We start from the raw sequence: 20,432 nt of genomic DNA, 5'->3' as shown, positions 1-20,432 counted from the left end.
CAATTAAAAGGTTAAATCAATACCTGTTAAAATAAATCTGCTTCTAGGATATGCAGCATAATCAACTCCCGGAGTTAAAGGATTTTTTCTTGTACTGGCTTCAGGATCATATCCTTTGTAACCTGTGATGGTAAATAAATTATTCACTGTTGCATACAACCTGAAATTTTTGATACCAAGCATCTCCAGAGAGCCTTTTGGCAGGCTATATCCTATGGTAACATTATTCAACCTTAAGAAAGATCCATCTTCGATGGCGTAAGAATGGAGGATGTAATTTCCTTGCGGAGGAGTCCACATGGTAGTATTTGCGTTTAATGCAGCCAGAGCTGTAGGATCGGTAACTTTTATCCCCTGATCGTTGAACCATCTCCATCTGTCTGCAACTTCTGCCGACATGTTGTTGTCTCTATATAGATACTGAGTGGTAAACTCTATTTTATTGGCATTATATACTTTGTTTCCGATAGAGAAGTTAAAGAATAAGCTCATATCCCAGTTTCTGTATCTGAAAGTCTGGCTGAAACCTCCGAAGAATTTTGGCTGTGCGCTTCCCAGCTCGGTCTGGTCAGCTGCTGTGATTTGTCCGTCACCATTCAGATCTTTCAATTTAAGATCTCCCGGCTGAATTGGTTTAGAACCGTTAGCCACAGCACTGCTGCTTGGAACTCCGGTTTTCAAAGTATAGGCCTGAGAGGTCGCATTGTAATCAAAATCACTGATCTCATATCGTCCCTCAGTTACATATCCATAATACGTACCTACCGGATTTCCAACTTTGGCAATGAAGTCGTACAAACTGTTTACCCATCCTGAAGCCACCAGATAATAATCATTTCCTCCCGAAACATTTGCCCCCAGGCTTTTAATAATATTTTTATTGGCAGAAATATTGAAGTCTGTTTTCCATGTGAAATTTTCTTTATTGACAATAAGTCCTCCCATGGTAAATTCCAGACCTTTGTTCTGCGTTTTTCCTGAATTTTGATATTGATACTCATATCCTGAGGTCTGGGGAATTTTTGCTAAGACCAACAAATCTTTTGTATCAGTAATATATCCGTCGATACTACCATATAATCTTCCGTTAAAAAAACCGAAGTCGATCCCTAAGTTTTTAGATACGGTGGCTTCCCATGTTACGTTCTTGTTTGCCAAAGTATTTCCTGTAGTAGCTCCTGGAGTTACACCGCTTCCGAAGGTATATCCATAGTCAGTGGAAGTCGTGAAAAAAGTATCATACAGGTAGGCCGGAATTCTGTTGTTTCCTGCAAGACCGTATCCGAAACGTAATTTAAGCTCCTCCAGCCATTCTTTATTTTTAAGGAAATTTTCTTCTTTAAGTTTCCAAGCTACAGAAACTGCAGGAAAAGTTCCCCATCTGTTTCCTGCTCCGAATACATTGGATGCATCGGCTCTTATGGAGGCTGTTACGATATATTTATTATTAAAAATATAGTTTGCTCTACCAAAAAAGGAAAGAAGTCTGTCCGGAGGCAATGCACCGGTTTTAGGAGCATCCTGAATCATCCCTGAAGGTGGAGTTGCAGATTGGATATTAGCAAAAGCCTCATTAGGTGAGATAGAAACTGGGAGCCATTTGGTATATGTACTTGAAGTTTCTCCGTCAGTTTGTACGGTTTCTTCTCCCAATAATAAATCTACTTTATGATTTCCGAATTTTTGGGTATAATTTAAAGTGTTGGTATTGGTAATCCTTCTGGTCTGGTTTCTCGTTAACTGTACAATCGGCTGATTGTTATTGGATCTTGCATCATTGGTAACAGTACCCCAGAACTGATTGATGAAATTATCTTTCTGAACATACCCTACAACACTTCTGAAAGTTAAATTTTTCGTAATGTTATAATTCAAGTACGCATTTAGTAATAAATCATTTGTTTTTGCATCCTTTACTTCATTATCATTTAAAATCAGAGGATTTACAAGATTGGTTAATGTGGCGTAGTTAGGATCAAAATCATCAATAGGAACATTGCTTCCTCCTTCAAAAGGCTGGTATCTTACAGCGTTTCTTAATCTGTTGGTACCCTGAGATCCGCTTGCCGAAGTTCCGGCCCCGGAAATCAGCTGTCGGCTGTATCGTGCATTAAATCCAACCTTCAGCTTTTTTGAAATATCATAATCATACTTGAAATTGGCCATGCTTCTCCTGAAGCCGGACTTGAGCATAATCCCATCTTCTTCCACATGATTTAACGTCAAGGAAAAAGTAGATTTATCGGAACCGCCTGTTAAGCTTAAATTGTGAGTGAAGTTGAAAGCTTCTTTTCCGAAAAGCTCATTCTGCCAGTCTCTCTTCTTTATATTTCCGTATTTATCAGCAAGTTCATTGAAATTACCATATCGGGTTGTAAAGGTAGTCATGTCGTCAGCTATACCGTTTTTATTATAAAGCTCGTACTGATACATTACAAATTCATAAGGGTCAAGAACAGGGATGGTGTTTGTGATTTTTCTTACCCCAGTATAACCGCTGTAATTGACTTGAGCAGCAGCTTTTTTGCGTCCGCCTTTTGTGGTGATCAAAACAACACCGTTGGCACCTCGCGATCCATAGATAGAGGTAGAAGCAGCATCTTTTAATACTTCAATAGATTCAATTTCTTTAGGAGAAATAATCGAGAGAGCGTTATCCATCTGGATTCCGTCTACGATATAGAGAGGAGCATTACTTTGTGTAATAGAAGTACCCCCTCTTACCTTAATTTCAACTTCAGCGCCGGGTGAACCTTCACTGGCCGTGATCTGAACACCGGCAACTCTTCCCTGAATTGCTTCTGCTGCACTATTTACAGGCATATCTTTTACTTCGTCAGCCTTTACGGAACCAACGGCATTGGTGACATCTTTTTTTGAAACTTTAGAATAACCTACCAAAACCACTTCATCAATGTTTTTTTCGGTTTCCTTTTTAGTTTCTTTTTCTTGAGCCATAGCAAGGACAGGAAGTAGAAAGACAGTTAAATATAACCACTTTATTGAATGTACTCTTTTATCCATTTTGTATCCTTATAGTTTTAATTTTTGGTTGAAAGTTTTTTTCAATCGTTTTGTTTTGTGTGGATTTGTAAAGTATTCTACTGATTTTTAGCGGCAAATATTTTCTGAAAGATTTTACACGTTTTAGAGTGCAATCGATTGCGTAAATTTTCATAATAAATATCCTGGCTTCTAAACTAATATTATTTTTCAATACGCAAAGAAAAAAATATTATTTTTTCATTAATTTAATTGTTGAAAGATGAAGGGATTTGTAAAATGATAGATAGTTATAATATTGTAAATAGTTGTAAATTAATAATTTGTAAATTTTAGTTTAGTTTGAATATTTATGTAAAAGAAATCAAATTTCTTTATTCTTTATTAATTTAAAACTTAAATTTTGCTTAAAATTTATCTGTTTTTGCCCTTAAAAATTTCCCAAAATGACAGTCAAGATTATTTTTTTTGCAATATTTCTGACTTTTGTCATCTTTTCAGATCAATATTTTTAGTTAGATTCTATACTCCATATTAATTATTCTTATTGTATACAATATATATAGTACTTTTTATTTATTATTATCAAATTAACATCTTAATTTTATCATTTTGTTTTGGCATGATTTTATATTTAAACCCTATTTAAGCATTAATTTTGGGTAATAGTATTGATGTAATTCCTTGGAAATTTTCTTGTTTTTATTATTGTTATCAAAATTAATTAACTGTAAATTAGATATTTATATATTTAAATTATTTTTTTGTTAACTAATTAAAGAATAATTATATATTTATCCCACAAGTATTTCTATCATATTTTAGTGTAATTTTATGCAATCGATTACACAATGTTTAACAGGTTTTGATAAAACCGCAAAAAGAAAAGTATAGTAGTATGTCACAATCAGAATTTCGTTACGCCCATCATCCCGAAGATGTAAAAAAGTATACCACTGAAGATCTTAGGAGGGAGTTTCTAATCAATGATTTATTTAATGAAGATAAGATAAAATTAGTCTATTCTATGTATGACAGGCTGATTGTAGGAGGAATCATGCCTTCCGCACAAGCTTTGAAGCTGGAACCTACAGACGATTTGAAAGCTCAGTATTTTCTTGACAGAAGAGAGTTGGGAATCATTAACGTTGGTGGTGCCGGAAAAGTGACGGTAGACGGCGAAGTATATGAGCTTGGAAACAAAGAAGCTTTATACATCGGAAAAGGGGCTAAAGAAGTAGTTTTTGAAAAGTCAGTTGATGCACAACCTTATTTTTACATCAACTCAGCTCCTGCACATCACACATATCCAACTAAAAAAATCACGAAAAGTGAAGCCGAAATTGTAGAATTGGGTGAAGAGAAATACGCCAACAAACGTACAATCAATAAGCTGATTGTAAATTCTGTACTGGAAACCTGTCAACTTCAAATGGGAATGACGGAACTTCATCCGGGAAGCGTATGGAATACAATGCCTGCACATACTCACACCAGAAGAATGGAAGCTTATTTCTATTTTGATCTGGAAGAAGGACAAACAGTAAGCCACTTCATGGGACAGCCTGATGAAACGCGTCATATTTTTATGACCAACAGACAGGCGGTATTGTCTCCGGAATGGTCTATCCACTCAGGAGTCGGAACTTCCAATTATACTTTTATCTGGGGTATGGCCGGAGAAAATATGGACTACGGTGATATGGACGGTATCAAAACTAACGAACTAAAGTAATTTTTCCAATGAATTTATTTGATTTATCCGGTAAAGTAGCAGTCGTTACAGGCGGTACTCACGGATTAGGAATGGCAATGGCAGAAGGTCTTGCCGCTGCAGGTGCTGAACTGGCGATCACAAGTACGACACCGTCAAAATTAGAGGAAGCTTTAAACTATTATCATTCAAAAGGATACAAAGCAACCGGTTATCTTTTTGATGTTACGGACGAGCTGGAAGCCGCTCAGAAAGTAGCTTTAATGGAAGCTACTCATGGAAAAATAGACATCCTTGTCAACAACGCGGGAATCATCAAACGTATTCCGGCAATTGATATGGAAGTGGAAGACTTTAGAAAAGTAATTGATGTAGACCTTACAGGACCTTTTATCATGTCGAAATTAGTAGGCAAATATATGATCAAAAGAAAATCCGGAAAAATCATCAACATCTGCTCGATGATGAGTGAGCTGGGACGAGACAATGTAGTAGCCTATGCTTCTGCAAAAGGCGGTCTGAAAATGCTTACCAAAAATCTGGCGACAGAATGGGCAAAACACAATATTCAGGTAAACGGAATCGGACCCGGATATTTTGCCACTTCTCAGACAGAACCCATCCGGGTGGACGGACATCCTTTTAACGACTTTATCATCAGCAGAACGCCGGAAGGAAGATGGGGAAATCCGGAAGATCTTGCAGGAACAGCTATTTTCTTAGCTTCTGACGCAAGCAGATTCATCAACGGACAGATTATTTATGTGGATGGAGGGATTTTGGCAACCATCGGGAAACCTGCTAATGAGTAACAACAGAATCAGACTAGAATGAAACCTTTTATTACAGATAACTTTTTATTACAAAATAAATACGCTGAAGAATTATACTTCAAATACGCTGAAAAACAACCTATCATTGATTACCATAATCATTTGATTCCTAAAGATATTGCAGAAGACACTGTTTTCGAAAATATCTCAAAGGTTTGGATTGCTGGTGACCATTACAAATGGAGAGCCATGCGTACCATGGGTGTGAATGAAAAATTCATCACGGGAGACGCTTCAGATAAAGAAAAATTTGAGGCCTGGGCCAAAACAGTTCCTTATACATTGAGAAATCCTTTGTATCACTGGACACATCTGGAATTAAAAAGATATTTCGGAATTGATGAATTATTAAATGCAGACAACGCATCTGACATTTACGATAATATCTCATCCCAGCTTCATACTCCTGAAAAATCAACAAGAGGCTTATTAAAAATGATGAATGTAGAATCTCTGTGCACCACGGAAGATCCTACAGATGTATTGAATTATCACCAGGATCTGGCAAAAAGCGATTTTAACATTAAAGTAAGCACAGCTTTCCGTCCTGATAAAGCAATTTTAATCGAAAATCACAACTTTGCAGATTATATTTCAAAATTAGGCGAATCTGCCGGAATTGAAATTAATTCCTATCAAACATTGTGCGATGCTTTAATCAAAAGAATTGAATATTTCCACGAAAATGGCTGCAGATTATGCGACCACGGATTGAATAATATTTCTTTCGAAGAATTCACAGAAGCGGAAGTAAGCGAAATTTTTAATGATAAAATTTCAGGAAAAGTAATTGCTGAAAGACAGGTGAATCAATTCAAAACTGCCATTTTATTATTTTTAGGAGAAGCGTACCACAAATACGGCTGGGTTCAGCAGTTCCATCTTGGAGCATTGAGAAATAATAATGAAAGAATGCACAGAATTCTTGGCCCAGATACAGGCTGGGACTCTATAGGTGACTTCGTTCAGGCTGAAACCCTGTCTAAATTACTGAATACATTAGACGGGAAAGATAAATTAACAAAAACCATTTTATATAATTTAAATCCTGCCGACAACGAGATTTTCGCGACAATGATCGGAAATTTCAATGATGGCAGCATCAAAGGAAAAGTACAGTTCGGATCAGGATGGTGGTTCCTGGACCAAAAAGACGGAATGATCAAGCAGATGAATGCCCTTTCAAACATGGGACTGATCAGCTGTTTCGTTGGGATGCTGACGGATTCCAGAAGTTTCCTTTCTTTCCCTAGACACGAATATTTCAGAAGAGTACTGTGCAACCTTTTCGGAGAAGAAATGAAAAATGGTGAATTACCTGATGATATCGATCTGATAGGGAAGACCATTTCAGATATTTGTTATCATAATGCTAAAAATTATTTTGATTTTTAAATTTCAAATTAAATAAAAAAACTCTAGCAGATTGAGCTGATGCGAAATCTGCGAGAGATAAAAATAAAGTTTTAAACCATTAAGGAAATTTAAGAGGTTAAGTTGAATTAAGAAAAATCAAATTGATTGAAATAATCTTAAGGCAAAGCCAAACTTAACTTTTCTAAACTCCTTCAATAAATCTTAATGGTTAAAAAAATAAAAGAAAATTTACCTTAAAGGTTAATTAAAACTATGAGCAGCAAAATAGTCACATTCGGAGAAGTCATCATGCGACTTTCGCCACCCGGAAACAGAACCATGAAGCAAAGTCACGAAATGGAATTTTTTTTCGGTGGAACAGAGCTTAATGTAGCATCTTCATTGGCAACAATGGGTTGTGACGTCAGGCATGTCAGCAGCGTTTCTGATGATTTTGTAGGAGAATCGGCGGTTTCCTTCATTAAGAGTTTTGGAATAGATACCTCCTTCATCAGCAAAAATGATTATCCTTTAGGTTTGTACTTTTTAGAAGTAGGGTCATCAGTTCGCGCCAGTAGAATTGCCTATAACAGATTGAACGGCTCTTTTGCCAATATTAAGCCTGAAAATATTGACTGGAAAAAAGCCCTTGAAGGCTGCCAATATTTCCACTGGACAGGTATCAGCCCCGGAATTTCCGAAGCAGCTTATGAAAGCCTTAAAGAAGGTTTACAAACAGCCCGTGAATTGGGAATAGAGGTTACAACCGATCCTGCATACCGCTCAAACCTTTGGAAATACGGCAAAAAAGGAAACGAAGTTTTGAAAGAGCTGGTTTCTTATTCAACGATTTTTATAGGGGGAGTGAATGAAATTAATGAAATTCTAGGAACTCAGTTTTCATCAGATAAAGAAGGGTTCACTGAAGCTTGTAAAGAATTAAAACAGCAATGTCCTTCTATTCATAAAATTTTCGACAAAATAAGAATTGGCGTTACAGCAAGTTCTCAGCAGACACAGGGAAGAGCTTTAGTTGGTGATAACTATTTTGAAACTGAATTGTTGGAAGTTAATCCTGTAGTCGATCGAATCGGGACAGGCGATGCTTTTGCAGCAGGTTTGATCTATGGGTTAATCAATTTCGATGACGAAAAAGCATTAAAATTCGCTAATGCAGCGTGTGCGATAAAGCACACCATTTTAGGGGATATCAATTACAGCAGCGCAGAAGATATTCTGGAAGTCATGAATGGAGATTCAGGAGGAAGAATAAAAAGATAGTTGGCAATTGGCTTATCGATAAAATAAAAAAATGTAGACTTAGCTGAGTGAAATCGAAGATTCGACACAGTCAAACGCCTTTGCGAACTTAAAAATACACATCAAGTTTTAAAAAGAAAATCTTTGCGCTAAAAACAAAAGATTTAGATAAAAGTCTTGAATAGGCAGCATACTAAAGGATGGATTAAATTCCATCAAAGATTATTTTCAAACAGAATAATTAAACAAAATGACAAAAATTCAATCGGTTACTGAGGCCATCATCAATCAGGGAGTTTTACCTCTGTATTATAATGCTGATGAAACGGTAACTCTGGAAATACTGAGATCGCTTTACAAAGCCGGAATTCGTGCAGTGGAATATACAAGCCGTGGTGAATCTGCCTTAAGCAATTTCACAAAAATGGTAGAAATACGTAATGCAGAAATGCCGGAAATGCTTTTGGGAATTGGAACAATAAAAAATGTGCAACAAGCTGAAGAATATTATAAAGTAGGAGCAGATTTCTTTATCAGTCCGGGTTTTGTAGCTGAGGTTGCAGAATTTTTGATTCCTAAAGATTTGTTGTACAGTCCGGGTTGTATGACGCCGACTGAAATTATTACCGCTGAAGACGCAGGAGTTACTTTCATTAAACTATTCCCCGGGAACGCCTTAGGAATCGGATTTATGAGTGCAATCAAAGATGTTTTTCCAAATCTGAAATTTATGCCGACAGGTGGAGTAAATACCACTAAAGAAAGCATCGAAAGCTGGTTCAAAGCCGGTGTTTCAGCAGTAGGAATGGGAAGCAAACTGGTAAGCAAAGAATTAATGCTTGCTAAAGATTATATAACGATTGAAAAAGAAACGAAGAAAGTACTGGAAATTATTCAGTCTTTATAATAATGATTAAATAAAACACTTTGTGGTCTTGGTAAGTGAAACGCCTTTGAGAACTTAAAAACAAACATCATTATTAAAAAATAAAAAACGAACTAATCCTAAAACTAATATGAGTTCAGTTAAATCTCCTAAACCGAGTACTTTCAGATGGACGATATGCTTTTTGCTGTTCATTGCAACCACAATCAATTATCTTGATCGTCAGGTTTTATCTTTGACGTGGAAAGATTTTATCGCACCGGAATTTCACTGGAACAATAATGATTATGGAAATATCACGGCATTATTCTCTATTTTCTATGCAGTAGGAATGCTTTTTGCTGGAAAATTTGTCGATTGGATGGATACCAAAAAAGGTTTCCTTTGGGCAATCGGAATCTGGTCTGTCGGCGCAGTTTTACATGCATTTTGCGGAATTGCAACCTCAGGAATTCTTACCGGAAACTGGCTGACAGGTTTTCACGGATCTAAAGAATTGATTTCTACAGTTTCCAATACCTCAGCCATCATCAGTACGAGTGTAACACTGTTCATTTTTGCACGCTTCGTATTGGCTATTGGTGAAGCAGGAAATTTCCCGGCAGCAATTAAAACTACGGCGGAATATTTCCCTAAAAAAGACAGAGCTTTAGCAACAAGTATTTTCAATGCAGGAGCAACGGTTGGAGCTTTGGCAGCACCGGTTACCATTCCTTTTATAGCAAAGGCGATGGGGTGGGAATGGGCATTTATCATCATTGGTGCGTTGGGATTTGTATGGATGGGATTGTGGATTTTCTACTACAAAAAACCTCACGAACATCATAAAGTTAACGAACATGAATTAACCTATATTCAGCAGGATCAGGAAGACTTTGCTGTTGAAAAAAATACCGTGCAGGCAGAAGAAAGAAAATTCACTTTCAAAGAATGTTTCAGTCACAGACAGACCTGGGCTTTTGCCTTTGGGAAATTTATGACAGACGGTGTTTGGTGGTTCTTTTTATTCTGGACTCCGGCTTATTTAAGTTCCGTTTACAAAATGGATTCTACACAAAGTGCATTGCCATTGTTTGTTCTTTATATGATTACTTTATTGTCAATCATCGGAGGGTGGCTTCCAAAATATTTTGTGGAAAAGAAAGGAATGAATGCCTATTCAGGAAGAATGAAAGCCATGTTGATTTTCGCATTTTTTCCCTTATTGGCACTGTTAGCACAGCCTTTAGGTTCAGTAACCTATTGGATTCCGGTTTTAATTATCGGAATTGCAGGAGCAGCACATCAGGCCTGGTCGGCAAATATTTTCTCGACAGTTGGCGATATGTTCCCGAAAAAAGCCATTGCAACCATTACCGGAATTGGCGGAATGGCGGGTGGAATCGGTTCATTCATTATTAATAAATCTTCAGGCGTATTGTTCGATCATGCGCATAAAGCCTGGTCAACGGTTGACGGAATTCCTTTATTGGAAAAATATCCTCAATACATCAACGAAAGATTACCCGACGGATTTTTTGAGCAGCTGGAAAAATCAGGATCAGTAGTTGTAGATGGAATCGATAAAGGCTACATGATTATATTTTCAGCATGTGCCGTAGCATATCTTATCGCTTGGACCGTAATGAAAACATTGGTTCCAAAATATAAGGTGATAAAATAAAACTTTATGAGCTTTGTTAAGCGAAACGCCTTTGCAAAATTAAAAACAGGTAGTAGCCAAAAAAACTTGGGCTCTGCGTTAAAAAAAAATAAAATCATCGAGTTAAAAAGATGGAAAATCAGATAAAACAAAAATTAAATCGTGAATTAATCGGTTCTCAGGAAAAACTTCCCATCAAAATTATACAGTTTGGAGGTGGAAATTTTATGAGAGGATTCACAGATTATGTCATTGATAAATTAAATAAAGAAGTGGGGTTCAATGCCGGAATTGTAAATGTTCAACCAACGGCGGGCGGTTCGGTTCATAAACTGGAAGAACAGGATAATCTGTACACGCTTTTCTCTAGGGGAATTAAAAAAGGGGAGATCGTTGATACAAAACAAGTGATTTCTGCGATTCAGAAGTCAATTAATCCTTATACAAATTACAATGAATTCTTAGCGTTGGCGAAAGAACAAGAATTAGAATTTATCTTCTCAAACACAACAGAAACGGGAATTGCTTATGACGAATCAGAAAATGATTACATTGGTCCGCACAAGAATTTCCCTGCGAAATTAACCGTTTTATTGTACGAAAGATTTAAACATTTCAATGGAGCTACAGATAAAGGAGTAAGAATTATTCCCTGTGAATTGATTGAAGACAATGCATCTGCGTTGAGAGATATGATGCTGAAGTATGCCCGACTTTGGAATTTAGATGCTGATTTTGCGCAATGGATTAATCAAAATAATTATTTCCATAATACTTTGGTTGACAGGATTGTTCCAGGGTATCCGAAAGATGACGCAGAATCATACGAAGATCAGTTGGATTATGAAGATCAGATGATGGTTGTTTCTGAAACATTCTTACTTTGGGTAATTCAGGATGCCGGAAATTTAAAAGAGAGAATTCCTTTTGCTCAGATTAACGAACAGATTTTGGTGGTCGATGATATTCAACCGTACCGTTTGAGAAAAGTGAGAATCCTGAATGGCGGTCATACCTTAATGCTGGCTCCTGCAGTTTTATCAGGTAAGGAAACGGTAAAAGAATCTATTGACGATGCATTTATCGGAAAGTTTTTAAGTGAAACCATTTTTAATGAAGTAAATCCGACTTTGGGTCTGGATGAAACGGAACTGAAAGATTTTGCGGAAGAAGTTTTCGACAGGTTCAGAAATCCTTTTATTAAACATTATCAGGCGAGTATCGCGTTATATTTTGTTTCTAAATTTAAAGTAAGAATCCTTCCTAGTTTGCTGGGTTACGTTGAAATCAACAAAAAATTACCACTAAATCTGGTATTCTCTTTGGCAAGCTTAATCAGATTCTATCAGGGGAATTTTGGTGAAAAATCTTTGCCTATCAATGATGAAGAATCTATTGTTGCTAAATTCAAAGAAATCTGGATAAACGAAGATTATGGGAAAGTAGCAGAATTATCATTAAGTGAAACCGCTTTCTGGGATACAGACCTTACTCAGGTTGACGGACTGAAAAATGCAGTCGCAAAAGCTTTGTGGGAAATAGACCACAACGGCGTAGAAACTGCGTATTACAACTTTATACAATTATATTCTTAGAAAAAATGCAAAAGAAAGTACTAAAAGTAAATCCCAAGGATAATGTAGCGGTTGCGCTGGTAGATCTTGCGCAGGGGGAAACTGTTACTTTGGGTGAACTTACTTATGAAATTATAAAAGACACGAAAGCGAAACACAAATTCGTGACTGAAGATCTTGCTGTAGGTGATGCTATTATCATGTACGGAGTTTTGGTGGGAAAAGCCAGCCTGCCGATCCGGAAAGGAGAGGTGATTACGACTGAAAACGTAAAACATCAAAGCGCAAAAGTAGAACGAAAAACAGAAACCACTTCCTGGACAGCTCCGAATGTTGATAAATGGAAAGATAAAACGTTCATGGGCTATCATCGCGAAGACGGGCAGGTAGGAACGGAAAATGTATGGTTATTTTTCCCGTTGGTTTTTTGTGAAAACAGGAATGTTGAGATTTTAAAGGATGTTTTTGAAAAAGAACTGTTGTTTGAAAAAGTGACAAAACACCAGTTATTATTAAGATCATTAATCAATAATTCCGAAACGGAAACTGCTGTTGAAGAAGAGCAGGATTCAAGAGTATTTAAAAATATTGAAGTTAAATTCATTACGCATCAGGGCGGTTGTGGCGGAATTCGTCAGGATGCCGAGGCATTGGGAAGATTGCTGGCAGGATATGTTAACAATCCGAACGTAGCCGGAGCAACAGTTTTAAGCTTGGGCTGCCAGAATTTACAGGTTCAGATTTTTAAAGATGCCCTGGAAAAAATCAGTCCGGATAATAAAAAGCCCATCATCGTTTACGAACAGCAAAAGTCCGGAACTGTAGATGAAATGTTAAGCGGAATTATTAAAGATTCTTACGAAGCCATCAAACAGGCTAATGAAACAGAAAGAAAACCTGCTCCGATTTCTAAACTTGTTTTAGGGTTGGAATGTGGGGGGTCAGACGGTTTCTCAGGGATTTCTGCAAACCCGGTTTTAGGACAGCTGTCAGATTTAATGGCAGGAATCGGAGGTTCAACTATTCTTTCAGAATTTCCGGAACTATGCGGAGTAGAGCAGGAGCTGGTCAACCGTTGTGTGAAAGAAGAAGATGCAGAAAGGTTTTTACAATTAATGAAAGATTTTGAAAATTCAGTCGTTGCTGCAGGATCTGGCTTTGATATGAATCCGTCGCCGGGGAATATTAAAGATGGCCTAATAACCGATGCTATGAAATCTGCAGGAGCGGCTAAAAAAGGCGGTTCATCGCCAATAAATGATGTACTCGATTTTACAGAATACATCAAAGAACCGGGCTTAAATTTATTGTGTACACCAGGCAATGACGTGGAATGTACTACCGCTTTGGTGGGTTCAGGTTCCAATGTTGTTTTATTCACAACTGGTCTTGGAACTCCGACAGGGAATCCTGTGGTTCCCGTAGTGAAAATTTCCTCAAATACATCATTATCAGAAAGAATGCCCGATATCATCGATTTCAATACCGGAGACGTGATTACAGGGGAAAAATCAATAGACGAAAAAGCAGAAGAATTGTTAGAATTTATCATAGAAGTTGCCAGCGGAGAGGTAAAAACCAAAGCAGCAATTCTCAATCAGAACGATTTTATTCCTTGGAGACGGGGCGTAAGTTTATAGTTATCGTTTTTATATAAATAATTAGATTTGAAAATGCTTTCCACATGATGTGGAAAGTATTTTCTTTTGAATTGATAACGCGGATTTGTAATTCGTGCTTATAAACTTTTATCACTCAAAATACTTCTTACTGCTTCAGCAATATCTCTTGAATAAATTGCTATATTCTCTGCTACAGACCACGAATCAGATTTTTTCTTTACTAAGATTGGCGAAATTTATATAGCTATTTCTATTACAAGCTTTTTAAATTCTTCATCAGTTAAATGTTTCTTTTCCATATTTTCAAATTAAATAAATATTGGTACTTTTTATTAAAAGAGTAAAGTAGTCAAAAAAGGTGAAATTAATGTCAGTACAGTGAAAATAGCATCTCCCATGTGTAATTTTCTATACTCACCTTGTTCCCAACTTGATTGCATATAACCTGTCATTAAAGGTTCATTTCCAAAGATTATTATAAATAAATTTCTTAATATCCAATAATAAATCATAAAAAATAAGGGCAAGAATGCCCATGTAGCAGCACTACCGTTTGTCATTTTTAATGATTCACGATTAATATTAAGATATCCAAGTAAAGCAATCAAAATTGCGAATATTAATATGATAAGGTAGGTTGTTCTATTTTTCAATACTTTATAAGACATCCATAAAATAAATTGACCAATACCACCAAGCATGATATAAAGAGATTGATTATCCAGATCCATCTATGTTTGTCTTTAAATTAACTATAGCTACCTTCTTTTCGAAGACTTCCTGATATAAAGCTGCGGCGCCAAAACCACCTTCTTCTCAATAGAAACCCCGGAACCATTTTCTTTCACACTATCAATAAAAACCTGTCCTGCCATTTTCCCCATCGTCAGGGGAGTCTGATCTACAGAACTTATCGGAAGCTCCATAAATTGAGTAAAAGGTTCATTAGAAAAGCCAATAACAGCAACCTCCTGCGGGATTTTAATTTTACGTTTTTTCAGTTCCTGACAAGCACCTAACGCAGCAAAATCACTGGATGAAAAGATGGCATCAGGAACAGATTTTTTATCCCAAAGTTTTTTAACTGCATCAATTCCTTCATCGATCGAACTTCCGGTTGTGATAATATTTTCTTCCTTAATGCTTAAATTATGGTCCAGTAAAGCCTGTTTGTACCCGTTCAGACGGTTCTCATAAATTTCCAGATTTAAGTCCCCGGAGAAATGACAAATATTTCTGTAGCCTTCATTAATCAAATGTTCAGTCGCCATATAACCGCCACGATAATCGTCGATAGTTACTGTGCTGATTCCTGAAATGTCTTTTTTACGGTCAAAAAATATAATAGGAGTATTGGTGGTATTCAGAATATTCAGAATATGTTCGGTATCAATGGTCGTCTTGGAAACAGACATGAAAATACCGTCAACCTGAGCATTAAGCAAAGTGTTTAGGTGCCTTTTTTCAATAGTTACATCTTCATGGCTCTGGCAGATAATGACATGATAACCATGTGGGGAAAGCTCTTCTTCAATTCCGCGGATCACAGATGAAAAGAAATTGGTATTAATGTAAGGCACGATAATTCCTACGTTTTTTGTTTCCCCGCTTTTCAGAGCTTTGGCAAGGTTATTTTGCTTGTAGTTCATTTCTTTGGCAGTTTTCTTTACCAAATCTTTCGTTGCCTGGCTTATTCTCGGATGGTCGTTCAATGCTCTGGAAACAGTTGCCACACTTACGTTAAGCTTTTTCGAGATGTCATATATTGTGGCATTTTTCTTATTCATACATGCTTTTTCTGAAGTTTTGGGTATGTCCGGGATGACATACATTATAGTCGTAAATTTAATCAAATTATGTCTATCAAACAGGAAATATTGAGATTTTATACAAGATTAAGAGTGATTAAAATCAGATTAAACCTAAAAAATATTGAATTGCTTAATTTTTCTTGAGGTTGGGCTCAATTTTTAATTAAGAGAAAAACCGTATTCACTGGAAATAAGGCTCATTAATAAAGAAAATTTTATTTAATAATAAAAAACATCGATTAATTTAACCAAAAAGGGCACCGGAAACCGATGCCCTCATTACTAACTGTTGATATAAAGAAATAACTATTTTTTCCAAAGTTTTTCAATTTCCTCCAAAGATTTTCCTTTAGTTTCCGGAACCATTTTCCATACAAAAAATAGTGATAAAACACTCATCGCTCCATAAAAACCATAAGTAAAAGCTCCACTAAATTCCATCATAAAAGGATAGGTGGAGGAGATCAGGTAATTAGCAGCCCATTGGGCAGCAACGGCAACAGCAATCGCTGCACCCCGGATTTTGTTAGGAAAAAGTTCTGAAATTAAAACCCAACATATCGGTCCCCAGGACATCATAAAAGATGCCGTATAGATGATGATGAAAACCAAAGTTGCAATCCCGATGATATGCAAATAAGAGAAGATGGCAATGGCAAACATTCCAATTGCCATTCCTATGGAACCTACGATCAGTAAAGGTTTTCTTCCCCACTTGTCAACCGTGAAAATGGCTACAACCGTAAAGATGACGTTAACCAATCCCATAACCACGGTCTGCAGCATGGAAGCATCCTTATGAACACCCATGCTCTCAAAAATCCTCGGAGCGTAGTATAAAGCTACATTAATTCCTACAAACTGCTGAAAAACAGAAAGTAAAATCCCAATAATGATTACTGTTTTTCCGAATGCAAAAATCATACTTTTATGCTGGGTAGCAGTACCTTTGATTTCCTGAAAAATCTCATGGCCTCGAAGTTGACCATTAATTTTGGTTAAAATTTTAAGCGCTTCATCATCTTTTTTAATCAAGGTTAAATATCGTGGAGTTTCTGGAACAAAAAACAGTAAAATCCCGAATAAAGCAGCCGGAATGGTCAGTGATAAAAACATATAACGCCAACCGATATCGTTGATCCATTCTACTGATTTTCCGTCAGCAATGCCCCAATTGACAAAATACACTACCAGCATCCCGAAAATTATGGCAAACTGGTTTAAAGAAACCAATCTTCCGCGAACTTCAGCAGGAGCTATTTCTCCAATATACATCGGGCAAACTGCAGAAGCAAGACCAACACCAATTCCTCCAATAATTCTATAAAAGTTAAAAGCCAGCAAAACTCCCATTGATTGTTCGCCCTGCTTAAAAAATAAAAATTCAGGATAAGCAGCTCCCAAAGCACTGATGAAAAATAAAAATGCAGCTGCCATCAGTGATTTTTTCCTTCCTAACCTGGTGGAAAAATATCCGGAAACAGCTCCTCCAATCACGCACCCTATCAATGCACTGGAAATAGTTGCTCCATGAGCCAATGAGCTCAGCCCCAATGGGATAATTAAATATTCCTGAATGGATTTTTCTGCACCCGAAATGACGGCTGTATCATATCCAAACAAAAGCCCGCCCAAAGTGGCAACCAATGTAATCAGAGTGACATATACCATGTTGATTTCCGCCTTTGTTCCTGAAGAATATTTCGGCCCTGAATCTATTATTTGCATAGTCTCATATAGTTTTAGTTGTTAAAGATTAGGTACTTGTTAGTTAATCAGCATTTGTGTTATAAATACTGATTAATCAGGCTTTCCATATATTCCTGCTTACCGCTTTCTTGGCCTACTTCTCCAAGTCCTTCCGCATGGGCAGCCAGGTCAGTAAGAGATAATTTCCCCTCTTCAAAATCTTTACCTTTTCCATTATTGAAAGAAGAATATCTGTTAGCTCTGATTTCAGAATATTTTGATTTTTCTAAAATAGCATCTGCAGCCAGGAAAGCTCTTGCAAAATTGTCCATTCCGCTGATGTGAGCGATAAAAATATCCTCCAGATCCGTTGAGTTTCTTCTGATTTTAGCATCAAAATTTACACCTCCGCCCTGGAAGCCTCCTGCCTGAATAATCACCAGCATTGCTTGAGTCATTTCATATAAATCAACCGGGAATTGGTCTGTATCCCAACCATTTTGATAGTCTCCGCGGTTGGCATCAATACTTCCTAAAACGTTATTGTCAGCCGCAACTTGTAATTCATGTTCAAAAGTATGCTGGGCTAAAGTTGCGTGGTTGACCTCAAGGTTAAGCTTAAAATCATCCATTAAATCATATTGACGAAGAAAGTTTAAGCAGGTTGCCGCATCAAAATCATATTGATGTTTTGTAGGCTCCATTGGTTTTGGTTCAATAAAGAAGGTCCCTTTGAAGCCTTGTGAACGTGCATAATCTTTTGCCACGTGTAAAAATTTTGCCATATGTTCAAGCTCACGTTTCATGTTGGTGTTCAGTAAAGACATATATCCTTCACGACCGCCCCAGAAAACATAATTTTCTCCGCTTAACTTTATTGTTGCATCTAATGCATTTTTAACCTGCCCTCCTGCATAAGCCAACACATCAAAAGATGGATTTGTAGCTGCACCATTCATAAATCGTGGATTGGAGAAACAGTTTGACGTTCCCCAAAGTAACTTTACTCCGGAAGCCGCCTGTTTTTCTTTAGCATAATCGGTTATGAATTCTATTCTTTTGGTTGATTCTCTGAAATTATCCGCTTCATCAATTAAATCATAATCGTGGAAACAGTAGTAAGGCATACCCAGTTTTGTGAAAAATTCGAAAGCCGCATCCATTTTTTCTGTTGCTCTTTGTTTAACATCTGTTGCTTTTAACCATTCAAAATGCTGTGTTCCCACTCCAAAAGGATCTCCACCCGTTGCACAGAATGTATGCCAGTAAGCCGTCGCAAATTTGAAATATTCTTTCATCGTTTTCCCGCGAACGACTTTGTTTTCGTTATAAAATTTGAAAGCCAGAGGATTGTCAGATTCTTTTCCTTCAAATTGAATTTTTCCAATTCCTTTGAAATACTCTTTGTTACCCATTGTAATTGCCATTATATTTTAGTTTTAAATAGATGAATGAATCAATGCAATCGATTGCATTGATGTGTTAAAAAATTTCTTAATTATTTAGATTTTGTAATAATTTTAATTTCCATTTCTCATAACTATCCTTGTACTGGTTATAGTTCTTAGTATCAGGGTAATAGCTTTTTAAAATGTCTTTGTCAGTCAGGATTTCGTTTTGCGATTCGAATGCTCCGGCCCCCATGGCTGCAGCTCTTGCGGCGCCTGTAGAACCTGTGGAATTTATAATTCTTATTTCGGTATCCAAAATAGTAGTGATGGTCTGTGTGAATAAAGAAGAGCGGAATAAATTGTCACCACCTGCTTTTATAATACCTTTCTGAAGCCCGTCGGACATTAAAATATCAGTTCCATACACAAAAGAATAGGCAATACCTTCCAATCCTGCCCGGAAAAGATGTTCGCTTTTGTGACGGTTAAAGTTCAGGTTAAAAACAGACGATCCGATATCTTTATTATGCAGAACTCTCTCTGCTCCGTTTCCGAAGGGCAGGACAATAACTCCATCGGAACCGATTGGTATTTTTGAAGCTAAATCATTAATTTCGTGATAGCTGTGTCTTTTTTGGTCAACCTGATGTCGAAGCCAGCTGTATTGAATTCCAGCACCATTCAGGCAAAGCATTTTGCCGATTCTCGGTCGTTCCTTTGTGTGGTTAATGTGTGCAAAATTGTTAATCCTTACAGACTCCTTAGATTTAATATTATCAGTCACACCATAAACAACTCCGGAAGTTCCGCCTGTGGCTGCAATTTCTCCGAGATTCATTACATTGAGAGAAAATGCGTTATTGGGTTGATCTCCAGCGCGGTAATAAATAGGAATTCCTTCGGGAAGGCCACTTTCCTCTGCTCCCTGTTTTGAAACATAGCATTGTTCAGTGAAATTTTCCACAATGTCAGAAACAAAAGATTCATCAATTTTCAGGTGTTGCAGCATTGTTTTTGAAACCTCATGTTTTTCAAAGTCCCAAAGTATACCCTCTGAAAGCCCTGTAACAGAAGTTGTTGCTTCACCGCTGAGCTTAAATGCAATGAAATCTCCCGGAAGCATAAATTTCCAGATCTTGTCATAGACTTCAGGAGCATTTTCCTGTACCCATTTCAGCTTGGATGCAGTGAAGTTGCCCGGAGAATTAAGCAGCTCTTTCATGCATTTTTCTTCTCCGATCTCATCAAAAATCCGGTCGCCAATTTCAACAGCCCGGCTGTCACACCATATAATTGACGGACAAAGGACCTGTTTGTCTTTTCCAATCAATACTAATCCATGCATCTGATAAGATATGCCGATTCCTTTAATCTCATTTTTGTGGATTTTGCTCTCTGCAATTATTTTTTGAGTGAGAATACGGAGGTTTTGCCACCATTCATCGGGGTTTTGTTCTGCCCAGCCTGCTTTTGGGGAATCTATCAACATCTCATGTTCCGGGTATTTGGCATGGGCGATTAATTTGCCCTGATCATCTACGATGGAAGCCTTTATCGATGAGCTTCCTACATCATAACCTATAAATTTCATTAATTATTAATAATTGTAATGCTTTAAATGTAATAATTTTATGTATTATACCGAGGGTTT

The 20,432-nt window shown here is 37.0% G+C and carries 14 protein-coding genes; 8 read left to right on the top strand and 6 right to left on the bottom strand.

Translation table 11 applies throughout. The features are described from left to right. Positions 1-3: 3 nt before the first annotated feature. Positions 4-3,024 (bottom strand): SusC/RagA family TonB-linked outer membrane protein, encoded by a 3,021-nt coding sequence (locus CHRYMOREF3P_RS05540; RefSeq protein ID WP_180564051.1) that lies wholly within the window; start codon positions 3,022-3,024, stop codon positions 4-6. A gap of 877 nt (positions 3,025-3,901) precedes the next feature. Between CHRYMOREF3P_RS05540 and kduI the strand changes: the two genes are divergently transcribed. The 8 genes from kduI (at position 3,902) to CHRYMOREF3P_RS05500 (ending at position 13,908) form a co-directional block, all read left to right on the top strand. Beyond that, a complete protein-coding gene (gene kduI, locus CHRYMOREF3P_RS05535) occupies positions 3,902-4,738 on the top strand; it encodes a 5-dehydro-4-deoxy-D-glucuronate isomerase (protein WP_180564050.1) in 837 nt (278 codons plus the stop codon). A gap of 8 nt (positions 4,739-4,746) precedes the next feature. After that, positions 4,747-5,529, top strand: coding sequence for a gluconate 5-dehydrogenase (locus tag CHRYMOREF3P_RS05530; RefSeq protein WP_077416268.1), 783 nt, complete (start codon positions 4,747-4,749; stop codon positions 5,527-5,529). A gap of 18 nt (positions 5,530-5,547) precedes the next feature. Next, on the top strand, positions 5,548-6,945 hold the full coding sequence (gene uxaC / locus CHRYMOREF3P_RS05525; RefSeq protein ID WP_077416270.1) for a glucuronate isomerase: 1,398 nt from the start codon (positions 5,548-5,550) through the stop codon (positions 6,943-6,945). Positions 6,946-7,179: 234 nt separating this feature from the next. Continuing rightward, complete coding sequence (locus CHRYMOREF3P_RS05520) at positions 7,180-8,187, top strand: sugar kinase (RefSeq protein WP_180564049.1); 1,008 nt, start codon at positions 7,180-7,182, stop codon at positions 8,185-8,187. A 229-nt stretch (positions 8,188-8,416) separates the two neighbouring features. After that, complete coding sequence (locus tag CHRYMOREF3P_RS05515) at positions 8,417-9,073, top strand: bifunctional 4-hydroxy-2-oxoglutarate aldolase/2-dehydro-3-deoxy-phosphogluconate aldolase (protein ID WP_180564048.1); 657 nt, start codon at positions 8,417-8,419, stop codon at positions 9,071-9,073. 109 nt (positions 9,074-9,182) lie between these two features. Then, complete coding sequence (locus tag CHRYMOREF3P_RS05510) at positions 9,183-10,715, top strand: MFS transporter (protein ID WP_180564047.1); 1,533 nt, start codon at positions 9,183-9,185, stop codon at positions 10,713-10,715. 110 nt (positions 10,716-10,825) lie between these two features. Beyond that, positions 10,826-12,289, top strand: coding sequence for a tagaturonate reductase (locus CHRYMOREF3P_RS05505; protein ID WP_180564046.1), 1,464 nt, complete (start codon positions 10,826-10,828; stop codon positions 12,287-12,289). Between the two features lie 5 nt (positions 12,290-12,294). Continuing rightward, positions 12,295-13,908 (top strand): UxaA family hydrolase, encoded by a 1,614-nt coding sequence (locus CHRYMOREF3P_RS05500; protein WP_180564045.1) that lies wholly within the window; start codon positions 12,295-12,297, stop codon positions 13,906-13,908. A 314-nt stretch (positions 13,909-14,222) separates the two neighbouring features. Here CHRYMOREF3P_RS05500 and CHRYMOREF3P_RS05495 read toward each other — a convergent pair whose 3' ends face one another. From CHRYMOREF3P_RS05495 to CHRYMOREF3P_RS05475, 5 genes are all read right to left on the bottom strand, one after another. Next, positions 14,223-14,621 (bottom strand): hypothetical protein, encoded by a 399-nt coding sequence (locus CHRYMOREF3P_RS05495; RefSeq protein ID WP_077416281.1) that lies wholly within the window; start codon positions 14,619-14,621, stop codon positions 14,223-14,225. Between the two features lie 27 nt (positions 14,622-14,648). After that, a complete protein-coding gene (locus CHRYMOREF3P_RS05490) occupies positions 14,649-15,677 on the bottom strand; it encodes a LacI family DNA-binding transcriptional regulator (RefSeq protein ID WP_077417997.1) in 1,029 nt (342 codons plus the stop codon). 330 nt (positions 15,678-16,007) lie between these two features. Then, complete coding sequence (gene xylE / locus CHRYMOREF3P_RS05485) at positions 16,008-17,429, bottom strand: D-xylose transporter XylE (protein ID WP_077416283.1); 1,422 nt, start codon at positions 17,427-17,429, stop codon at positions 16,008-16,010. 59 nt (positions 17,430-17,488) lie between these two features. Further along, entirely contained in the window at positions 17,489-18,817 is a 1,329-nt protein-coding gene (xylA, locus tag CHRYMOREF3P_RS05480; RefSeq protein ID WP_180564044.1) for a xylose isomerase, read from the bottom strand. Between the two features lie 67 nt (positions 18,818-18,884). Further along, complete coding sequence (locus tag CHRYMOREF3P_RS05475) at positions 18,885-20,372, bottom strand: xylulokinase (protein WP_077416286.1); 1,488 nt, start codon at positions 20,370-20,372, stop codon at positions 18,885-18,887. Between the last annotated feature and the right edge of the window lie 60 nt (positions 20,373-20,432).

It is taken from the genome of Chryseobacterium sp. JV274 (genome assembly GCF_903969135.1).
In the GTDB taxonomy this organism is placed as follows: Bacteria; Bacteroidota; Bacteroidia; order Flavobacteriales; family Weeksellaceae; genus Chryseobacterium.
The sequence above is the reverse complement of the archived record's forward strand: the minus strand, read 5'-3'. Positions and strand labels throughout refer to the sequence as shown.